A 17,108-nucleotide genomic window follows, 5' to 3' on the forward strand; every position below is an offset into this window, starting at 1 on the left:
ACCTTTAAATCTATATGCAAACGTCGACCAATCAGCTTCATCAGCATTCTTATTTTGTTTTGCTCCCGCATCTTTGTCATGCTTTTCGACACACCCGCCGCCGGTTTTAGCATCTGCTCAGCGCTTCGACAAGCTCAGGGTGACAGGCCATTCTCTTTTTTATATATTCTGCTATCTTTAGCACCATGCTATCTAACCAATTAAATGCTAAACCCCATTACCAAATACTTGACGGGCTGCGCGGCGTAGCGGCGCTTATTGTAGTTACCTTTCATATTTGCGAGGCACATGCCACCAGTAAGTTTGATATGATGATCAACCACGGTTACCTGGCGGTTGATTTCTTTTTCCTGCTTTCGGGTTATGTAATCGGCTATGCCTATGATGACCGGTGGGGCAAGCTTACCATCGGCGGTTTCTTCAGGCGCAGGCTGGCAAGGCTGCAACCGATGGTTATCGTGGGCATGGTTATCGGTGCCATCTGTTTTTATTATTCTGATTCTCCCCTGTGGCCCAACATACATACCGTACCAGTCTGGAAGCTGCTGATAGTAATGCTGGTTGGCTTTACGCTGATACCGGTACCTGCGTCATGGGACATCCGTGGCTGGCAGGAAATGCACCCGCTGGACGGGCCGGGCTGGTCGTTATATTTTGAATATATTGCCAATATATTATACGCTCTTGGCGTACGCAAGCTGCCCAAGGGCGCTTTGTGGGCGTTGGTATTAGCATCGGCAGCGCTGTTGGTACACTACCTTTTAACCGGACCTAACGGAGACGTTATAGGCGGATGGACACCCAACCTTGAACATACACGCATTGGCTTTACCCGAATGCTGTTCCCGTTCTTTGGCGGTTTACTGCTATCGCGCATTACCAGACCTGCTTATATTAAAAACGCTTTTTTATGGTGTACGATTATCCTGGTTATTGTACTGGCCATACCGCGCATTGGCGGCCCGGATAATGTATGGACGAATGGTTTGTACGAATCATTGGTCATCATCCTGATATTTCCGCTAATTGTGTATATGGGTGCCAGCGGACAGATCCATAGCGCAAAAGGCAAACAGCTTAGTAAGTTCCTGGGCGATCTGTCGTACCCGTTATATATCACCCACTACCCTTTTATTTATGTTTATACCGGCTGGGTCAGTCGCGACAAGGGTATGGGCTTCGGCCATGCACTGCCATATGCCCTGCTTACTTTCGTGGTATCGGTATCGGTAGCTTATGCAGCGTTAAAATGGTATGACGAACCGGTAAGGGCCTGGTTAAAACGACGGGCGGTAAAGGCATAAAATACATCGTTATAAAGAAATATCTTTATAAAAAACACCTCCCCCTACCCGCCTGTTAACTATAAGCGGCGGTAGCGGGATGAATATAAAAGTTTTCCTGCATGGACTCGAACCACGATCTTCTGAACCAAAATCAGACGTGCTGCCATTGCACCACAGGAAAGAAAAAAATCGAGGCCGGTACAAGATTCGAACTTGCAAACAATCCTTTTGCAGAGGATGCCCTTACCACCCGGGACACCGGCCTTTTACTTGTGGAAATAACAGGACTTTAACCTGTGACCGACACCGTATAAGGATGTTACTCTCACCATTGAGCTACATTTCCATTTACTTACTGTAGGGTAACCCGGACTCGAACCGGGAGCCTCCACATCCCAAATGTGGTAATCTGACCAATTGATATACTACCCTGAAAAATCTCCTTAAAACAAAAAATCCCCTTAGATGATCTAAGAGGATTTAAGTATTTTCTTATTGTTTAGTCAATACATAGCCTATCCTCTCTGATCACTCAGTTGGGGTATAGCACATTGTACTGTTATTGTTTTCATGCTGCAAGTATACAACTAATATTTATCAAATCAAGATTTTTTCTTTATTTTTTATCTACCGATGATCCGTTTCATCAATGATCAGCTTGATCATGCTGTCAAGCTCCTTAACTGATGCCTGCAGGTATTGCCACTCAATTGTTGAGGGCGCATTGTCATCGGCATTTAGAAGATTCATCAAACCCAATATTGAAGCTACCGGCCTGCGCAACTCGTGCGATTGAATAAATGCAATATTTTGTAACGATTGCTTTTGCACCTTTACCGTTTCTTCATTTTTAATGCGGCGGGTTACATCAACAATATTTACTGATACACCGATAATCTGTCCGTCTGCGTCAAAAGCAGGTTCAAATTTTACTAAAAACCAGGCATCTGCGCCATTGCTTTTTAGTTTGCGCTCATCAAACACGGCGGTGCCGCGCAGTGCGGTATTATAATCCCGGTAAAATTGCGCTAAATGATCGAGGTGTACATAATCCGTCATTTTTTTTCCGCGCTCCAAACTCCGGCCGTAAGCCGAACGCACATGGTTATCCCAGGCTTTATTGAATGCTATAATTTCAAAATCTCTGTTCAACAATAAATGTTGCTCTACCGAGCTTTCAAAAAAAGCGCGAAGCTCAATTTCAGTACGCTGTAATTCGGCTTGCTTTTCTCTCAGCAATATAACACTGGCCTCAAACTCTAATATTTTGATTACCTGCCTTGATAGTACATTCAGCATTTCGGCCTGCCTGGACGACAGATCCGCAGGTCGTTTTCCAATCACACATAAACTTCCCAGATCATGGCCATCGTGTGTGGTTAATGGCACGCCGGCATAAAAGCGTATGTGCGGGTTATTTAATACCAACGGATTGGCAGCAAACCTGTCATCAAGCGTGGCGTCCTTAACTATCATACCGCCCTTTTTACCAATAACATGATCGCAAAAGGCATCGCACCTGGGTGTTTCACTAAACTCAAAATTGTGCTTTACCTTAATGTGCTGAATATCCTCATCAATAAAGGTAATTAGCGCCGTTGGCTGTCCGCAAATGTAGGCGGCAAGCCGGGTAATTTCCTGCAGTTGATGTTCATAATCCATGGGCAATTGCAAAAACCTTCGTACCGTTTGCAATCGTTCAAGTTCTTTAAGGGGCATATTGTATGAATTGTACAAGGAATATCGTTTAAAAGATTATTCCTTTATTACATTACGATTTTTAATAGCCTTTGGTTGTAGAAAAAATAACATTAAGTACTAAAATTTAGCATCCTGCTGTAAAAAGCTAAAAAGCTGGAAACGGCTTTAGATTATTTTGTTTTGCTTTGCACATACTAAATTTATTTCAACATGGAGATTAACCTATTTGAAAAGCAGGTTTATACCAACCGCCGCGAAGTACTGAAGCAACGTTTTGGTAACGATGGCATTTTGCTGTTTATGGGCAACGAGGAAAGCAGCATGAACTACAAGGATAATACTTATCTTTTCCGTCAGGACAGCAGCTTTTTATATTATTTCGGGCTCGATGTTCCATCGCTGGTTGCTACCATTGATACCGAGACAGGCGAGGAGATCATTTACGGAAACGAGCTTACTATTGACGATATTGTGTGGACAGGCACCCTGCCCACCGTTAGTGAGATGGCTAACCTGGTGGGTATAACCCATACCAGGCCTTACAATGCGGTTGCCGACTATATACAAAACGCCATCAGCAAGGGCCGTACGGTACATATATTGCCACCCTATCGCCCTGAGAATGTGATCAAGCTGGCTACCTGGTTCGGCAAAAATACAGCCGAGGTTAAAAGTCTGGTTTCTGAAAAACTGATCCGCACGGTGGTTGGCCAACGTGTCATCAAATCACCGCTGGAAGTTGCAGAGCTGGAGAAAGCCGTAAACATCAGCATTGATATGGAGCTGGCCGTTATTAAAAACGCCCGTCCCGGTGTAAAATGTTACGAACTGGTATCGCAAGCACATCAGGTGGCTATCGCCAATAACGCGCGGTTGGGTTATCCGGCTATTATTACTACGCAAGGGCAAACACTACATACCCATTATTATGGTCACGAACTAAAGGAAGGCGATATGGTATTGAGCGACATTGGTGCTGAAAATGCCATGCACTACGGTGGCGATTTAACGCGCACCTTCCCGGCAGGTAAAAAGTTCACCACCAGGCAGGCCGAGCTTTACAATACGGTATTGAACTCGATGGATCATGCCATCAGCATGCTGAAACCGGGTGTAAGGTACCGGGATATTCACTTTGCCGCCTGCGAGAAACTGGTTGAAGGCCTGGTGAGTGTAGGGATAATGAAAGGCGATCCGGCTGAGGCTGTGGCCGCAGGCGCGCATACCATGTTTTTTCAATGCGGATTAGGACACATGCTGGGTATGGATACGCACGACATGGAAGACCTCGGCGAGCAGTTTGTTGGTTATACCGATGAATTGAAGAAAGAGACCGGCATTTTCGGACTTAAATCATTACGCCTGGGGCGCGAGCTGCAGGCCGGTTTTGTGCTTACGGTTGAGCCGGGCATCTATATAATTCCGGAATTAATAGATCGCTGGCAGGCCGAAAATAAGTATGCTGACTTTATTGATTACAACGTACTGAATACCTACCGCGATTTTGGCGGCATCCGTATTGAAGATAACTTTTTAATAACCGAAACCGGACATCAGTTATTAGGTAAATACCTGCCCAAAACCCTGCACGAAATTGAGGGTTTAAAATAATATCCTGTAGAATTACGGCTGCTTAATTAATAGGCAGCCTTAATATCCGCTCCAGCTCCGGCGCCACCTTGTTGTTGTAATAAACACTTATAGGCGCGGTATGACTTAACTGCCCACTTGTTCTGTTTTCAGCATAAGTACAGGCCGATTGATACAGGTATTTAAACGATATGAACCGGATATGCACATTGCTGTTTTGCAGCAAACCCTGTTCAAAATTATTATATATCGGGTTAAGCAGGTTGATTAGTTCTATACGGAAATCCTGCGCCTGAAAAATTGATGGCGAGCGCAGGTAACGGCAAATTACACTGGCTTTTTCAGCATTATGGGTATTAAAGGCAACCAGCAAAGCCCAAAAGTCTTCGGTTTTATGTTCACGATAATCATTGCGGTACGAGCGTAAGGATAAAAAGAGCGCCAAACTATCAAGGCTTGATTGCAGGCACACCTGCATTAAATTACCCAGGTTGCCATACTTGGCTACAATAGCGTAGCGTTTGGCATTGGCTGCCACACCTACCTGATCGAGCGTTAATTGCTCAAACCCGTATTTGCTGATCAGCCTGATGGCGCTGTCAACAATTTGCTCCTTGCTTTTTGATGTTTGCCTTTGCGTGGTTCTTGTTATCATGACCGGTTGATTTGATGTTTTGTGATAGTAAGGAATTATAAACGCTTTATCAATTAGACACTTTGCGTATTTGTGTCGAAATAACAATAAAAAAATTTTACGTTAAACCTTTATGTAAAATCTGGACTAACCAATTTATTTTTTCTTCAAAATTCTGTAGTTTATTATAAATAACTATTTCCTGTTCAAAGCTTTTAAACGCGGTTACAAATATCTCCGACAGGAACATGCTATCTTCGGTGCTCAGCTGCGCAATCTCGTTATTAGCCTGCGCCCATTGAATAATATTATTAAGCAGGGCAATCTCGTTATCCTGTAACTTGTGCGTTGTTTTGGCAGCTAAAAGGGATGGATCTTGTCTTAAATCCTCAGCCACTAACTCATACTGCGTTATCATTTTTTTAAGATTACGCAACTTCACAGTATAGTAACGCTCAATGTTTTCTACAAACGTTGCTTCGGGACTTATTACCTTTTGGCACTCCTTTAATAACTGACTAAATAAGCGGTGCGATACGGCATCGAAAACTTCCATCTTGTTACGGAAGTAATAATAAAGCGTACTCCTGCCCTTACCGCTTGCTTTTGATATATCCTGCATGCTTACCCGCAGGTAACCATACTTTTTAAATACCTCTTCAGCAGCGGTAATAATGTCCTCACGTACCTTATCTATAGCTTCCGCTTTAATCATTAGACAATTATACACAATTTGTCGAAAATATAAAAATTTAATAATAATATTTTGCCCTTAAACGGGTGACTAATTTAACCAGCATTATCAACGCGGGCACTTCGACAAGCGGCCCTACAACACCGGCAAGCGCCTGACCTGAATTGATACCGAATACCCCAACAGCTACGGCTATTGCCAGCTCAAAATTATTACCCGTAGCGGTAAAAGCGATAGCAGCATTTCGCGGATAGGCCGCCTTTAGATGCTTTGCCATGAAAAAACTTAGCGCAAACATCAGCGCGAAATAGATGAACAATGGCAGTGCTATGCGCATAACGTCTGATGGCAGTTTAACCATAACATCAGCTTTTATACTGAACATGATAACTACTGTACATAACAAAGCGATAAGCGTGAGCGGTGATATAGCCGGAATAAAACGCTGTTCATACCATTGTTCAGTTTTAAACTTTACCAGAAGGTAACGGCTCAAAAATCCGGCAGCAAAAGGTATACCCAGATATATCAGTGTTGACTTGGTTACATCAGCAACGTTTACATTTACATGCTGCGCCTTAAAGCCTAACAACGGCAATAGTACCGTTATAAACAAATATGCATAAGCGCTGTAAAATATAAGCTGAAAAATACTGTTTAAAGCCACAAGCCCGGCTGCATATTCACGGTTGCCATCTGCCATATCGTTCCACACCAAAACCATGGCTATACAACGTGCCAGCCCGATCAGGATCAAGCCTGTCATATAATCAGGCTTGTCCGGCAAAAACACGATGGCCAGCACAAACATCAGCAGGGGCCCAACAACCCAGTTAAGTATTACGGACAAGCTCAAGAGCGATAAATCTTTAAAAATGGCACCCAGATACCTGTACCTAACGTTAGCCAAAGGCGGATACATCATCAGTATCAATCCCACAGCGAGCGGAATATTGATTGTTCCGGACGCATAGTTGCTTATAGTTACTGATATGGACGGTATTGCGTTACCGAGCAATAAACCTGTACCCATCGCAGCAAATATCCACAGCGTTAAATACCTGTCTATAAAACTCAGACGCTTTTTTGGCACAACAGGCAGTTTATATTCCATCATGTTTAGCTACCCAGGTATTTATCAGCAAAGTCACGGGTATATGCTTTAATCATATCCCTCACCATTTCAAATTGCTGCATTATTTCCGAATCAGTGCCTGTTGCCTTTGCCGGATCGGGAAAATTGTGGTGAAAACGTTGAACATTACCCGCAAAGTAAGGGCATGCTTCGTTGGCATTGTCGCAAACGGTTATTACGTAATCAAAGTTAATATCCCGGTATTCATCCACATGGTTTGATGTATGGGCCGATATGTCAACTCCGTCCTCGGCCATTACCCGGATAGCCCTGGGATTAACGCCATGCGTTTCAATACCTGCGCTGTAAATTTTTGCCTTACCGGCGCTAAATAATTCAAGATAACCATGTGCTATCTGGCTACGGCAACTGTTGCCGGTGCATAATACTAATACTTTTTTCATCAAATTATAAAATATTAACAACAGCCCGAACCCGGCGTACAGCACGAAGCCGATGCTAAATTTTGCATTTCGCCTTTTTTAACAGATTCAACTTCAGGCGTACCACAATTGCCGCCACGTTCGATAGCCTTGCATTGTACGGTATCAGGCCGCAGGTCTATTATCAAATTAGTATCTGCTATAATTATACTTTTTGGTATGAGCTGGCGCGTATCAAATTGCTGGTTGCCAAACTCAATTTTCACCGTAGCCGCCGGGTGCAGGGGCATAGCTTTTTCAACCACGTTAATAATCGATAAAGCCTTTTCCACCTTCATCGCTTCGCGATTGCCCTCGCTTACAGGTTCCCATAATTGTATAATAATCTCCGTCCACGCGTTCATTACCCCGCCACAGTCAACCGAGGTTATGGGCGCCTGTTTGATCTCGGTAATGTGGTATGATGCATCAACCCGTTGCCCCTCAGCATACTGAAACTGTAACTTTAGCCCGGTATTGGCCGTTAATTGCGCTTTGAATACTTCCCAGTTCATTCTGTTTTTCTTTAATTATATTATTGCAATATTACGATGATTATAGTCAAAAAAATAGATTAGCAACAGCTTTCTGCCCCGCCCTTATATGAGCCAAAGAATGCCTTTAATGTTTCATTTAACATTTTCCACGCTTTTGGCTCAATACAGTAGCAAACACTTGCCCCATCAATATTACCCTGGATGAGGCCGGCATTTTTAAGTTCCTTTAAGTGCTGCGAGATGGTGGCTTGAGCCAATCCTAATTCCTCTACCAAATCGCCGCATATACAGGCGTTAGCCTTGATAATATGCTCTAAGATGGCGATACGTGCAGGGTGTGCAATAGCTTTTAAAAGCACAGCCAGTTTATTCTGCTCGTTAGTAAATATCTCTGTTTTGGTGATGCCCATATACATCGCAATATTACGATTAATATTTATAAAAGCAAATCGCAAAAAAAAGGCCCGTAACAAATACGAGCCTCTTAGATATATATGGAGTTAAGAATTTTAAAAATCGAACTTCACAAAAAAGCGTACACCGTTTTTGGCTATACCCGGATGATCGAGATAAGAGAAACGCTTAACATAGTCAACCCGTAAAATTTTAAATATGTTAGATATACCTACGCTGCCCTCCATATACGGCCCGTTGTTTAGCGAGTAGGTAATAGGTGCGCCGGTTTCGGTACTTATCGGGAAGTTATACAGCTGCGGGTTCAGCGCCGGATTATTCTCGTTACGTATACCGCCCCAAAGGCTTTTAAAGTCGATCACCTCACGCCACTTCAGCTTTTTAAGCAATGGCACTTTGTTAAAGATAAAGCCGTTAAAACTATGATCTATGTTGATAGCCGCGTAATGATCGCTCACAAATTCCAAAAAGTTCATCAAGTTATATGACTGGAACTGGAACGCGTACGACTGGTTCGCGCGGTGAATATCCAACAGCGGGAATGGCGCCTGGCCAAATATGTTATTACCTTCAAGACCGATATCCGTATAACCGAATTGCGACCAGTAGAAACGCTTAGTAATGTTTGCGGTGATGCTTTGATAATTGTAATCGCCGCCAAACAAATCCTTCACACCCTGATTATACTGAAGCGTAAATATCGGGTACTTATCAGGTATTGGTGTACGGTATAATTTACCCTGATAGAATTTTTCGTAAGGCGCATAACGCAATTGAAGCGAGAGTTCGGTAGTTTTCAGCGTGCGTATATTATTAGGCTGCCCGTTTACGGTGTTCTGGAAATACAAGGCACCTGCCGGGCTTTGCGACCAGGTTTTAAAGCCCAGGTTGTACGAGAAGTGATTGCGGAACTCATGCACATAATCTAACCGGAATATGTCGTTATACAGCCACATATCATTGTTACCACGCTTGAATGATAGCAGGAAGCTGCTCTCCTGCACGAACTGTAATTCCTGACCCGGAATTTTGGTATCGTGCTGAAAGCTTGCCCTGATGTAGTTTTGCGGGAAACGGTATATCGACTTATTGTTTAGCGAATAGGTAGCGCTTAAAAAGTACTTGAATTTTTCATCCTTAAAGCCGTAAGCGCCATATGTTTCAAAATAGTAACGCTCGCTAAGCGCGGTAGTAGTACGGCCACCTAAGCGTAACCTAAAACCTTCAACAGGGTTGAAACTGTAAAAAGTATTTACCGGACCTACTTCAAACGGCCCGAAGTTTTTATACCCCGCAATAAACAGGGTAATTAAATCCATAGTGCGCTTAAATGACGGGATGGTTTGCAGGCTGTCAATATTCTTATAAATATCACGCTGCTGTATTGAAAGCGTGTCCAGGCGGTTTGATTGCCAGAACATATCGCTTTTTTCTTCGGCATCCTTCGCGAAAACTACCGCCGAACCCTCGTATGTAGTTTTTGGTAGCGGCTGGTTAACCGTAAAATCCTGAATGGTAACGGTTCGCTGGCCAAAAATACCGCCGCCTTTGTTTTTGTTGATACCAAAATCCATTTTCAGGTCGCTGCCGCTCAGGTGGTAACGGCCGTCAGGATTTTTCTCGAATGACAGCGTCGCCATCATTTTACGCACAAAATTAAGGTTGATGTTCTTATTAACAGTAAGCACAGCGTTCTCAACCGCGTAGTTACCATCCAGCGTAACATAAAGCCTGCCCTCAAACAACATATCCGTAGTGTTGCGCGGCGTAAAGCTTAGCTCAACCAGTTGCGGACTTTGATCCTTTAGCGTATCCGTAATAAAGAACTTGTAGAATGCCGGCGCTGAGTTAGCTATAGGGCTTAATATCTGGTTACTTAACAGCGAGATATTATTATCGTATATCTCGATGTCCTGGTACATCCGGTTAAAGTACTGCTGCAAACCTTCGTTATCGATGAAGTTCTCATCAAACTTAACCTGTTTATGAGCAGTAACTACCTGCTTTTTGCTTTCCGGATCCTTACGGTAAAAATTGTCAGACAGTTTTTCTTCCATATACATCGGCAGCAGGTTTTTACCGCCGATGGCAGTAGAGTCCTGCTCCTGGAAAAGGAACTGGTAATTGCGGAACATCTTACGGTTCTTGAACTTGTCGGACAGGTTGCTTAACGAAAAGAACATCTTTTCATACTGCTTATACTGCGTAAAATCGTAAGCCTCTGAACGGTTCTTGTCCTTGTTGGCAATCACCTTGCGGATAAGTTCAACCGCCGGATTGTTCTTGTTGGTATATTTCTTCTTTTTACCGCCCTTTACCACTACTTCCGTAAGCAACTTGGCATCGTTGCCCATTACAATATCAATGGTTTGCTCGCGGCCGGGCAGTATATTTTTCATTACGGTTCGGTACCCTACATATGATGCTTGCAACTGGGTGTAAGTACCATTTACAGTGATTTTGTAATGGCCGTTCATATCGGTATTAACCCCTTGCGAAGCACCCACTACCGCTATCGAAACATAAGGCAACGTTTCTTTAGTTTTGGCGTCGCGCACGGTGCCCTGCACAACCGTATTCTGCGCAAAAGCGGTAACTGTCAGCAACATAAACAGTGCTAACAAACTTAATTTCTTATTTACTTTAATCAGTATATTCATTTTATTATTCACTCAATTTACCTCCCGGCAAAAGGGCGCTCAAAGATAAATACAATACCGCACGGATATTTACCGCACGGTATTGCAGACGAACATCGCTTTGCAATATTTTAATGAGATATTAATTATTGCAATGTTTTTGACAATGCCGTGTTTATTTCCAACCGCCGCCAAGCGACCGGTACAGGTTAACAATGGCCTGTAGCTGCTGCAGCTTATCGCCTACGCTGTTAAGCTGCGCGGCAAGCAGGCTTTGTTCGGATGTTAACACATCCGTATAATTTGTTGCCGAGCTGTAACGCAGCAACTCTTTGGTAAAATCAACAGATTTTTGTAGCGCCTCTAACTGTTTAGCGCGTGATGTTTGCTTCTCAACTGCGGTTTGATAAGCATATAAAGCGTTCGATACTTCAGAGCCGGCAGTGAGTACGCTTTGTTGAAAGGCGTAGTAAGCCTGCTCCTGCTGTGCTTTAGCTGTACGTAACCTTGCGCGGTTTTCTCCCTTTGCAAATATTGGCTGTGTTAAGCCGCCAACAATGTTGTAGAAAATAGAATTATCAAACAGGTTTTTGATCTTTAGTGACGATACACCACCCTGCGCTGTAATAGTTAAAGCCGGGTAGAAGTAGGTACGCGCCACATTAGTATTCTCAAATGCGCTGCGGAATGCAAACTCTGCCTGCTGTACATCTGGCCTGTTTTTTAACAGTTGCGAAGGGACGCCCATCTGCATATCAGCATAAGGCTTCTGCTCGTCAAGCGATGTACGCTTTATAGCGCCAGGTGCACGGGCAAGCAGTATGCTCAGGGCATTCTCCGTTTCGCGGATGCTGCGTTTTAAATCGGGTATGGTAACCTCGGCAGCATAGCGGTTGGCCTCGCTCTGCACTACGGCAGCGCCGGTAACTATGGCGCTTTCCTTCAAAGCCTTCATGGTTTCCACATCGGTAATGCGGTTCTTCAGGGTTTGCTCGGTAATCGCCAGTTGCTTATCCAGCGCGAGCAGGCTATAATAGTTGTTGGCGATATTAGCTACCAACTGCGTTTGCACAGCACGCTTGCCTGCATCACTCGCGAAAAAGTTAGCCAGCGCCGAACGTTTCGAACTGCTTAGCTTACCCCATATATCAGCCTCCCAACTGGTGCTTAAGCCCAGTTGGTGGGTAGTGGTGGTTAATATAAACGAGTTGGCGAACTCCGGCGGAAAATTCAACCCGGCTAATGATTGCTTGTTACGTGTAATAGTTGCATTGCCTGAAAGGCTCGGGAAAAACGCCGCTTTGGTTTGCTGCACGGTAGCGTAAGCCTCGTTAATGCGCTGCATAGCCGTTTTAAGGTCGAGGTTATTTTGTATACCCTCTTTTATAAGCCCCTGCAAAACGGTATCAGCAAACAGCTGCTCAACGGGCACCGTGGCTATTGATGTGGTATCATTGATAGTGGTATCACGATACAACTTATCCGTTTGTACGTTAAGGTCAGGCCGCTGGTACTTTTTGGTGACGCACGATGAGACGATCATCGCCGCTGAAAGCGCTGCAAGTACCGGCCATTTATATCTCTTGATCATTGTTATGATGATTATTATCTTTTATTCAATAAATTTCAATACGGTATTATGCTACTACAACTTCATCGTCCTCATCATCTTCTTCCTTCGCCTTGTTTCCGCTAATACGTTCCTGCAACGTTTGGAATATGACAAACAGCGTCGGAATAACAAATACACCGAACACCGTACCGATTAGCATACCACCTACCGCGCCGGTACCGATTGAACGGTTACCCTCGGCACCTGCACCTGATGCCAACATAAGCGGAACCAGGCCCAGGATGAACGCGAACGAGGTCATCAGGATCGGGCGTAAACGAGCTACCGCACCGTCAATAGCGGCCTCAACAATGCTCAACCCTGCACGGCGGCGCATTACCGCGAACTCAACAATAAGGATGGCGTTTTTGGCCAACAAACCGATGAGCATGATAAGCGTGATCTGTAAATAGATGTTGTTCTGTACACCAAATATTTTGGCGAATAAAAATGCTCCGGCCAAACCTACAGGCAGCGATAACAATACCGCGAAGGGTAAAATGTAGCTCTCGTACTGCGCACTTAATAAAAAGTACACGAATATTAAACACAGTCCGAAGATGAACAGCGTTTGACTACCGCTTGATATCTCCTCACGGCTCAGGCCCGAAAATTCATATCCGTAACCGGTAGGTAAAGTTTGCGCGGCCACTTCCTGTACAGCCTTAATGGCATCACCGGTACTAAAGCCAGGCTTAGGCGCACCGGTAATTGAAATTGAGGTGAACAGGTTGAAACGGCTAATAGATTCCGGACCATATACTTTTTTCAAAGTAACAAACTCTGATATCGGCGCCATTACATTATCGTTGGTGCGCACAAATATCTTGGTCATGCTCTCGGGGCTGCCACGGAAACCGGCATCAGCCTGTATCATTACACGGTATTGTTTACCAAACTCGTTAAAGTTTGACGCATACAAACCACCAAAATAGCCCTGCAATGTACCCAGTACGGCATCAACACCAATGTTAGCGTCTTTACATTTGGCTACGTTTACATCCACCTCATACTGCGGGAAGTTGGTATTGAAGAAAGTAGCGCCATATTGAATTTCAGGACGCTGATTTAATGCACCCAGGAACTTACCGTTCACGGCCATAAAATCGGCTATGCTACCGCTCGTACGATCCTGCAACTGCAGCTCGAAACCACTACTGTTACCAAAACCCTGTAATGATGGCGGTGCGAAGAAGATGATCTTGGCCGATTTGATACCTGCCGTCATGCCAAACATTTTACCGGTAACCGCGGCAACACTGTGCTCGGCACCTTCGCGTAACGACCAATCTTTCAGTTTGATGAACAAGATACTGTATGAACCACCGGCGCCGCTTAACAAACCGGTACCCGCAACACGCGTAACCGATTCAACCTCTGGCAGCGCCTGTACCATTTTACCAACCTGGTTTGACACCTCGATACTGCGCTCCAGCGATGCTGCCGGCGGCAAGCTGATATCGGCCATAATAAAGCTCTGATCCTCATCTGGCACAAAACCGCTTGGCGTAGTTTTTAGCAGGAACCAGAATAACACTGCGAATACCGCGATACCGACTACAGCTATCCATTTTTTTACTGAAAGGAAGCCTACTGAGCGTTTGTATTTATCGGTAACAGCATCAAACCCGGCATTAAAAGCGGCATAAAAGCGGTTCAGTAAACCTGTTTTATGATGTTCGCCTTCCGGATGCGGTTTTAACAGCAGGGCGCATAAGGCCGGGCTCAACGTCAACGCGTTAACAGCCGATATAATAATAGATATCGCCAGCGTTAAACCAAATTGCTTATAAAATACGCCTGAAGAACCGGTAATAAATGTAACCGGGATAAACACCGCAGCCATTACCAGTGTGATAGATATTACCGCGCCGCTGATCTCGCTCATGGCGGTTACGGTTGCTTTCTTGGCTGATTTTGCACCATTATCCAGCTTGGCGTGTACTGCCTCAACCACCACAATGGCATCATCTACCACAATACCGATAGCCAGCACCAACGCGAACAGGGTTAACAGGTTGATGGTAAAGCCAAATAGTTGCAGAAAGAAGAAGGTACCCACGATAGCTACCGGTACGGCGATGGCCGGGATAAGCGTCGAGCGGAAATCCTGCAGGAAAACGAATACTACAATGAACACGAGGATAAAAGCCTCGATAAGCGTGTGAATTACCTTTTCGATAGATACGTCAAGGAAATCGTTAGCGCTAAAGATAGGCGTTACGGTTACACCGCGTGGGAAAGTTTTTGAAGCATCGTCAAGTGTTTTCTCGATCTGCTCAATCATTTCGTGCGCGTTTGAGCCGGCAGCCTGGTACACAGCAAGCGCTATGGATGGCTCGCCATTAGTTTCGGTAGTAACGCTATAGCTTAAAGCGCCCAGTTCAACACGTGCAATATCCTTTAAACGAAGAAATTGCCCGTTACCCGCAGATCGGATCACGATGTTCTCAAATTCAGCCGGCTTTTTTAATCGGCCTTTATATTTCAGTACATACTCAAATGTCTGGTTGCTGTTTTCACCAACTTTACCCGGCGCGGCCTCAATGTTCTGCTCCGCAAGGGCTGCGTTAACATCGGCAGGTATCAGGCCATAAGTAGCCATTACATCCGGCTTAAGCCAGATACGCATCGAGTAATCCTGCGACCCGAAAGAGATCGCATCGCCCACACCATTGATACGCTTTACCTGCGGCAACACGTTAATAGCGGCGTAGTTCTGCAAAAAAGTCTGGTCGAATGATTTGTTTGAGCTTTGCAGCGCGAACACCATCACCATACTGCTTTGCTGCTTGCTGGTGGTTACACCGGCCTTGGTAACCTCGGCGGGTAATAAAGGTGTTGCTTTTGATACCCTGTTCTGCACGTTAACCGCGGCAAGGTCAGGGTCTGTACCCAGTTTAAAGTAAACGGTTATAGTTGCGGTACCATCATTACTGGCTTTAGAGGTCATGTAGGTCATGTTCTCCACACCGTTGATCTGCTCTTCGAGCGGTACAATAACACTGTTCATCACCACCTCGGCGTTCGCACCGGTGTATGATGCCGAAACCTGCACCGTTGGCGGCGCAATTTCGGGGTATTGAGATATTGGCAGCGTGGTTAGCCCCAATATACCCAGTATAACGATGATGACCGATATAACGGTAGAGAGTACCGGCCTTTCAATAAATTTGCGTAACATATTTTGTTTGCTGAGGTTGCAAGGGCATAATCAATGCCCTTTAAAAATTCGTTATTACTTTACGTCTTTGTAAGCAGCTTCGCCACCTTTGGAATCAGGCTGTATGGTCATGCCATCCTGCAGGTTGGCAACGCCGTCAAACACTACGGTTTCACCGGCCTTTAAACCCTCGGTAACTACAAAGTACTGGCCTGCCGGTGCCTCAACAGTGGTTATCTCGGTGCTTTTTACTTTACCTGCCTTATCAACCACGTATACAAAACGCTTGCCCTGCAATTCAAAGGTTGATTTTTGCGGAACCAATATACCATCCGTAATATTTTGCGGTATACTGATGGTTGCGCTTCCGCCACTGCGGATAAGCCCTACCGGGTTAGGGAAAGTTGCCCTTAACTGCGACGAACCGGTTGAAGTATTGATCAAACCATTAGCGGTTTCAACTTTACCTTTTTCAGGATACTCTGTACCATCGGCCAGGGTTAGTGTTACCGGTGGCAGTTGTTTCAGTTTGTCGTCAAGCGTTTTCCCTTTGTTATGCCTCGAAAAATCAAGCAGTTGTTTCTCGTTTAACGAGAAGTAAGCGTATACCTTGCCAATGTTTGATACGGTAGTAAGTGGCTGTGCGGTTGTGCTGCTCACCAGGCTACCTAATTTATACGGAATAGCGCCAACCACACCATTAACCGGACTGGTAACCGTAGTATAACCTAAATTGGTACGGGCGTTTGACAAGCTTGCTTTAGCCTGTTTTAATGCCGCTTTGCGCGATTGAAGTGTTAACTCAGCCGATTCCAGTTCGAATTTGCTGATAATACCTTTATCAACCAGCGGACGAGTTTTCTTAACCTGAAGTTCGGCAGCGTTAACGTCAGCCTCGGCACTACTTATAGCGGCAGATGCAGTGGCTACTTCCTGAGCATATTGCGGCGCGTTTATGCGGAAAAGCAACTGGCCTTTTTTAACCACGCTGCCCTCGTCAATATAAATTTGCTCGATGTAACCGTCAATTTTTGGACGTATCTCGATATTTTGCTGCCCTTCAAGCGTGGCCGGATAAGTGGCATTGATCACCGTATTTTGCGGGGTGACATTAAACACCGGGAAACTTTGCGGTGGCGGAGCGCCGGCACCTGCCTGTCCTTGCTGCTGCCCGCCGCCGCCACAGGCCACTAACAACAGCATTGCCGAACCTAAACCGGCAACTATAAACGCTTTGGTTTTCATGGTAATGTTTGAAAATTGATATATGTGCATGATATTTAGTGACTTTTGTTATTTGATAAGTTTGGTTGAATTTTGT

13 protein-coding genes and 4 tRNA genes are annotated in these 17,108 nt (G+C 44.8%); 2 read left to right on the forward strand and 15 right to left on the reverse strand.

Going from position 1 to position 17,108, the window contains the following annotated elements; all coding sequences use genetic code 11:
- Positions 1-185 precede the first annotated feature (185 nt).
- Positions 186-1,304 carry an acyltransferase family protein gene (locus ABD960_RS15370; protein WP_345332083.1) on the forward strand — a complete coding sequence of 373 codons (1,119 nt, stop codon included), beginning with the start codon at positions 186-188 and terminating at the stop codon, positions 1,302-1,304.
- A 92-nt stretch (positions 1,305-1,396) separates the two neighbouring features.
- Here the strand turns inward: ABD960_RS15370 and ABD960_RS15375 are convergent.
- From ABD960_RS15375 to ABD960_RS15395, 5 genes are all read right to left on the reverse strand, one after another.
- Positions 1,397-1,467 (reverse strand) — tRNA-Gln (locus tag ABD960_RS15375).
- 11 nt (positions 1,468-1,478) lie between these two features.
- Positions 1,479-1,550, reverse strand: a tRNA-Cys gene (locus ABD960_RS15380).
- A 9-nt stretch (positions 1,551-1,559) separates the two neighbouring features.
- Positions 1,560-1,632 (reverse strand) — tRNA-Ile (locus tag ABD960_RS15385).
- 12 nt (positions 1,633-1,644) lie between these two features.
- A tRNA-Pro gene (locus ABD960_RS15390) sits at positions 1,645-1,718 on the reverse strand.
- Between the two features lie 195 nt (positions 1,719-1,913).
- Positions 1,914-3,005 carry a GAF domain-containing protein gene (locus ABD960_RS15395; protein WP_345332085.1) on the reverse strand — a complete coding sequence of 364 codons (1,092 nt, stop codon included), beginning with the start codon at positions 3,003-3,005 and terminating at the stop codon, positions 1,914-1,916.
- Between the two features lie 192 nt (positions 3,006-3,197).
- Here ABD960_RS15395 and ABD960_RS15400 point away from each other — a divergent pair, with 192 nt between their 5' ends.
- Positions 3,198-4,598: an aminopeptidase P family protein gene (locus ABD960_RS15400; RefSeq protein WP_345332087.1), complete on the forward strand. Its 1,401-nt coding sequence runs from the start codon at positions 3,198-3,200 to the stop codon at positions 4,596-4,598.
- Positions 4,599-4,620: 22 nt separating this feature from the next.
- On the opposite strand, the gene ABD960_RS15405 is transcribed toward ABD960_RS15400, so the two are convergent.
- The 10 genes from ABD960_RS15405 to ABD960_RS15450 all read right to left on the reverse strand — a co-directional run bounded on the left by ABD960_RS15405 (position 4,621) and on the right by ABD960_RS15450 (position 17,032).
- The gene (locus ABD960_RS15405; protein WP_345332089.1) at positions 4,621-5,232 is read right to left on the reverse strand and encodes a TetR/AcrR family transcriptional regulator; all 612 of its coding nucleotides are present in this window, start codon (positions 5,230-5,232) and stop codon (positions 4,621-4,623) included.
- Positions 5,233-5,329: 97 nt separating this feature from the next.
- A complete protein-coding gene (locus tag ABD960_RS15410; protein WP_345332091.1) occupies positions 5,330-5,926 on the reverse strand; it encodes a TetR/AcrR family transcriptional regulator in 597 nt (198 codons plus the stop codon).
- 37 nt (positions 5,927-5,963) lie between these two features.
- Complete coding sequence (gene arsB / locus ABD960_RS15415) at positions 5,964-7,022, reverse strand: ACR3 family arsenite efflux transporter (RefSeq protein WP_345332093.1); 1,059 nt, start codon at positions 7,020-7,022, stop codon at positions 5,964-5,966.
- A gap of 2 nt (positions 7,023-7,024) precedes the next feature.
- Complete coding sequence (locus tag ABD960_RS15420; RefSeq protein WP_345332095.1) at positions 7,025-7,444, reverse strand: arsenate reductase ArsC; 420 nt, start codon at positions 7,442-7,444, stop codon at positions 7,025-7,027.
- 14 nt (positions 7,445-7,458) lie between these two features.
- Positions 7,459-7,977, reverse strand: coding sequence for a DUF6428 family protein (locus ABD960_RS15425; protein WP_345332097.1), 519 nt, complete (start codon positions 7,975-7,977; stop codon positions 7,459-7,461).
- Between the two features lie 59 nt (positions 7,978-8,036).
- Positions 8,037-8,369 carry an ArsR/SmtB family transcription factor gene (locus tag ABD960_RS15430; protein ID WP_345332099.1) on the reverse strand — a complete coding sequence of 111 codons (333 nt, stop codon included), beginning with the start codon at positions 8,367-8,369 and terminating at the stop codon, positions 8,037-8,039.
- A gap of 99 nt (positions 8,370-8,468) precedes the next feature.
- The gene (locus ABD960_RS15435; protein WP_345332101.1) at positions 8,469-11,033 is read right to left on the reverse strand and encodes a DUF5686 and carboxypeptidase-like regulatory domain-containing protein; all 2,565 of its coding nucleotides are present in this window, start codon (positions 11,031-11,033) and stop codon (positions 8,469-8,471) included.
- Positions 11,034-11,187: 154 nt separating this feature from the next.
- Positions 11,188-12,603, reverse strand: coding sequence for an efflux transporter outer membrane subunit (locus ABD960_RS15440; protein WP_345332103.1), 1,416 nt, complete (start codon positions 12,601-12,603; stop codon positions 11,188-11,190).
- Between the two features lie 46 nt (positions 12,604-12,649).
- Positions 12,650-15,808 (reverse strand): efflux RND transporter permease subunit, encoded by a 3,159-nt coding sequence (locus ABD960_RS15445; RefSeq protein ID WP_345332105.1) that lies wholly within the window; start codon positions 15,806-15,808, stop codon positions 12,650-12,652.
- A gap of 54 nt (positions 15,809-15,862) precedes the next feature.
- Entirely contained in the window at positions 15,863-17,032 is a 1,170-nt protein-coding gene (locus ABD960_RS15450) for an efflux RND transporter periplasmic adaptor subunit (RefSeq protein ID WP_345332107.1), read from the reverse strand.
- Positions 17,033-17,108: the final 76 nt, after the last annotated feature.

The organism is Mucilaginibacter defluvii (assembly GCF_039543225.1).
GTDB lineage: Bacteria > Bacteroidota > Bacteroidia > Sphingobacteriales > Sphingobacteriaceae > Mucilaginibacter > Mucilaginibacter defluvii.

Excerpts from the sequence above, each read along its gene's own strand:
- ABD960_RS15370 (WP_345332083.1), top strand. The coding sequence starts at position 186 with ATGCTATCTAACCAATTAAATGCTAAACCCCATTACCAAATACTTGAC.
- ABD960_RS15395 (WP_345332085.1), bottom strand. The coding sequence starts at position 3,005 with ATGCCCCTTAAAGAACTTGAACGATTGCAAACGGTACGAAGGTTTTTG.
- ABD960_RS15400 (WP_345332087.1), top strand. The coding sequence starts at position 3,198 with ATGGAGATTAACCTATTTGAAAAGCAGGTTTATACCAACCGCCGCGAA.
- ABD960_RS15405 (WP_345332089.1), bottom strand. The coding sequence starts at position 5,232 with ATGATAACAAGAACCACGCAAAGGCAAACATCAAAAAGCAAGGAGCAA.
- ABD960_RS15410 (WP_345332091.1), bottom strand. The coding sequence starts at position 5,926 with ATGATTAAAGCGGAAGCTATAGATAAGGTACGTGAGGACATTATTACC.
- arsB (WP_345332093.1), bottom strand. The coding sequence starts at position 7,022 with ATGATGGAATATAAACTGCCTGTTGTGCCAAAAAAGCGTCTGAGTTTT.
- ABD960_RS15420 (WP_345332095.1), bottom strand. The coding sequence starts at position 7,444 with ATGAAAAAAGTATTAGTATTATGCACCGGCAACAGTTGCCGTAGCCAG.
- ABD960_RS15425 (WP_345332097.1), bottom strand. The coding sequence starts at position 7,977 with ATGAACTGGGAAGTATTCAAAGCGCAATTAACGGCCAATACCGGGCTA.
- ABD960_RS15430 (WP_345332099.1), bottom strand. The coding sequence starts at position 8,369 with ATGGGCATCACCAAAACAGAGATATTTACTAACGAGCAGAATAAACTG.
- ABD960_RS15435 (WP_345332101.1), bottom strand. The coding sequence starts at position 11,033 with ATGAATATACTGATTAAAGTAAATAAGAAATTAAGTTTGTTAGCACTG.
- ABD960_RS15440 (WP_345332103.1), bottom strand. The coding sequence starts at position 12,603 with ATGATCAAGAGATATAAATGGCCGGTACTTGCAGCGCTTTCAGCGGCG.
- ABD960_RS15445 (WP_345332105.1), bottom strand. The coding sequence starts at position 15,808 with ATGTTACGCAAATTTATTGAAAGGCCGGTACTCTCTACCGTTATATCG.
- ABD960_RS15450 (WP_345332107.1), bottom strand. The coding sequence starts at position 17,032 with ATGAAAACCAAAGCGTTTATAGTTGCCGGTTTAGGTTCGGCAATGCTG.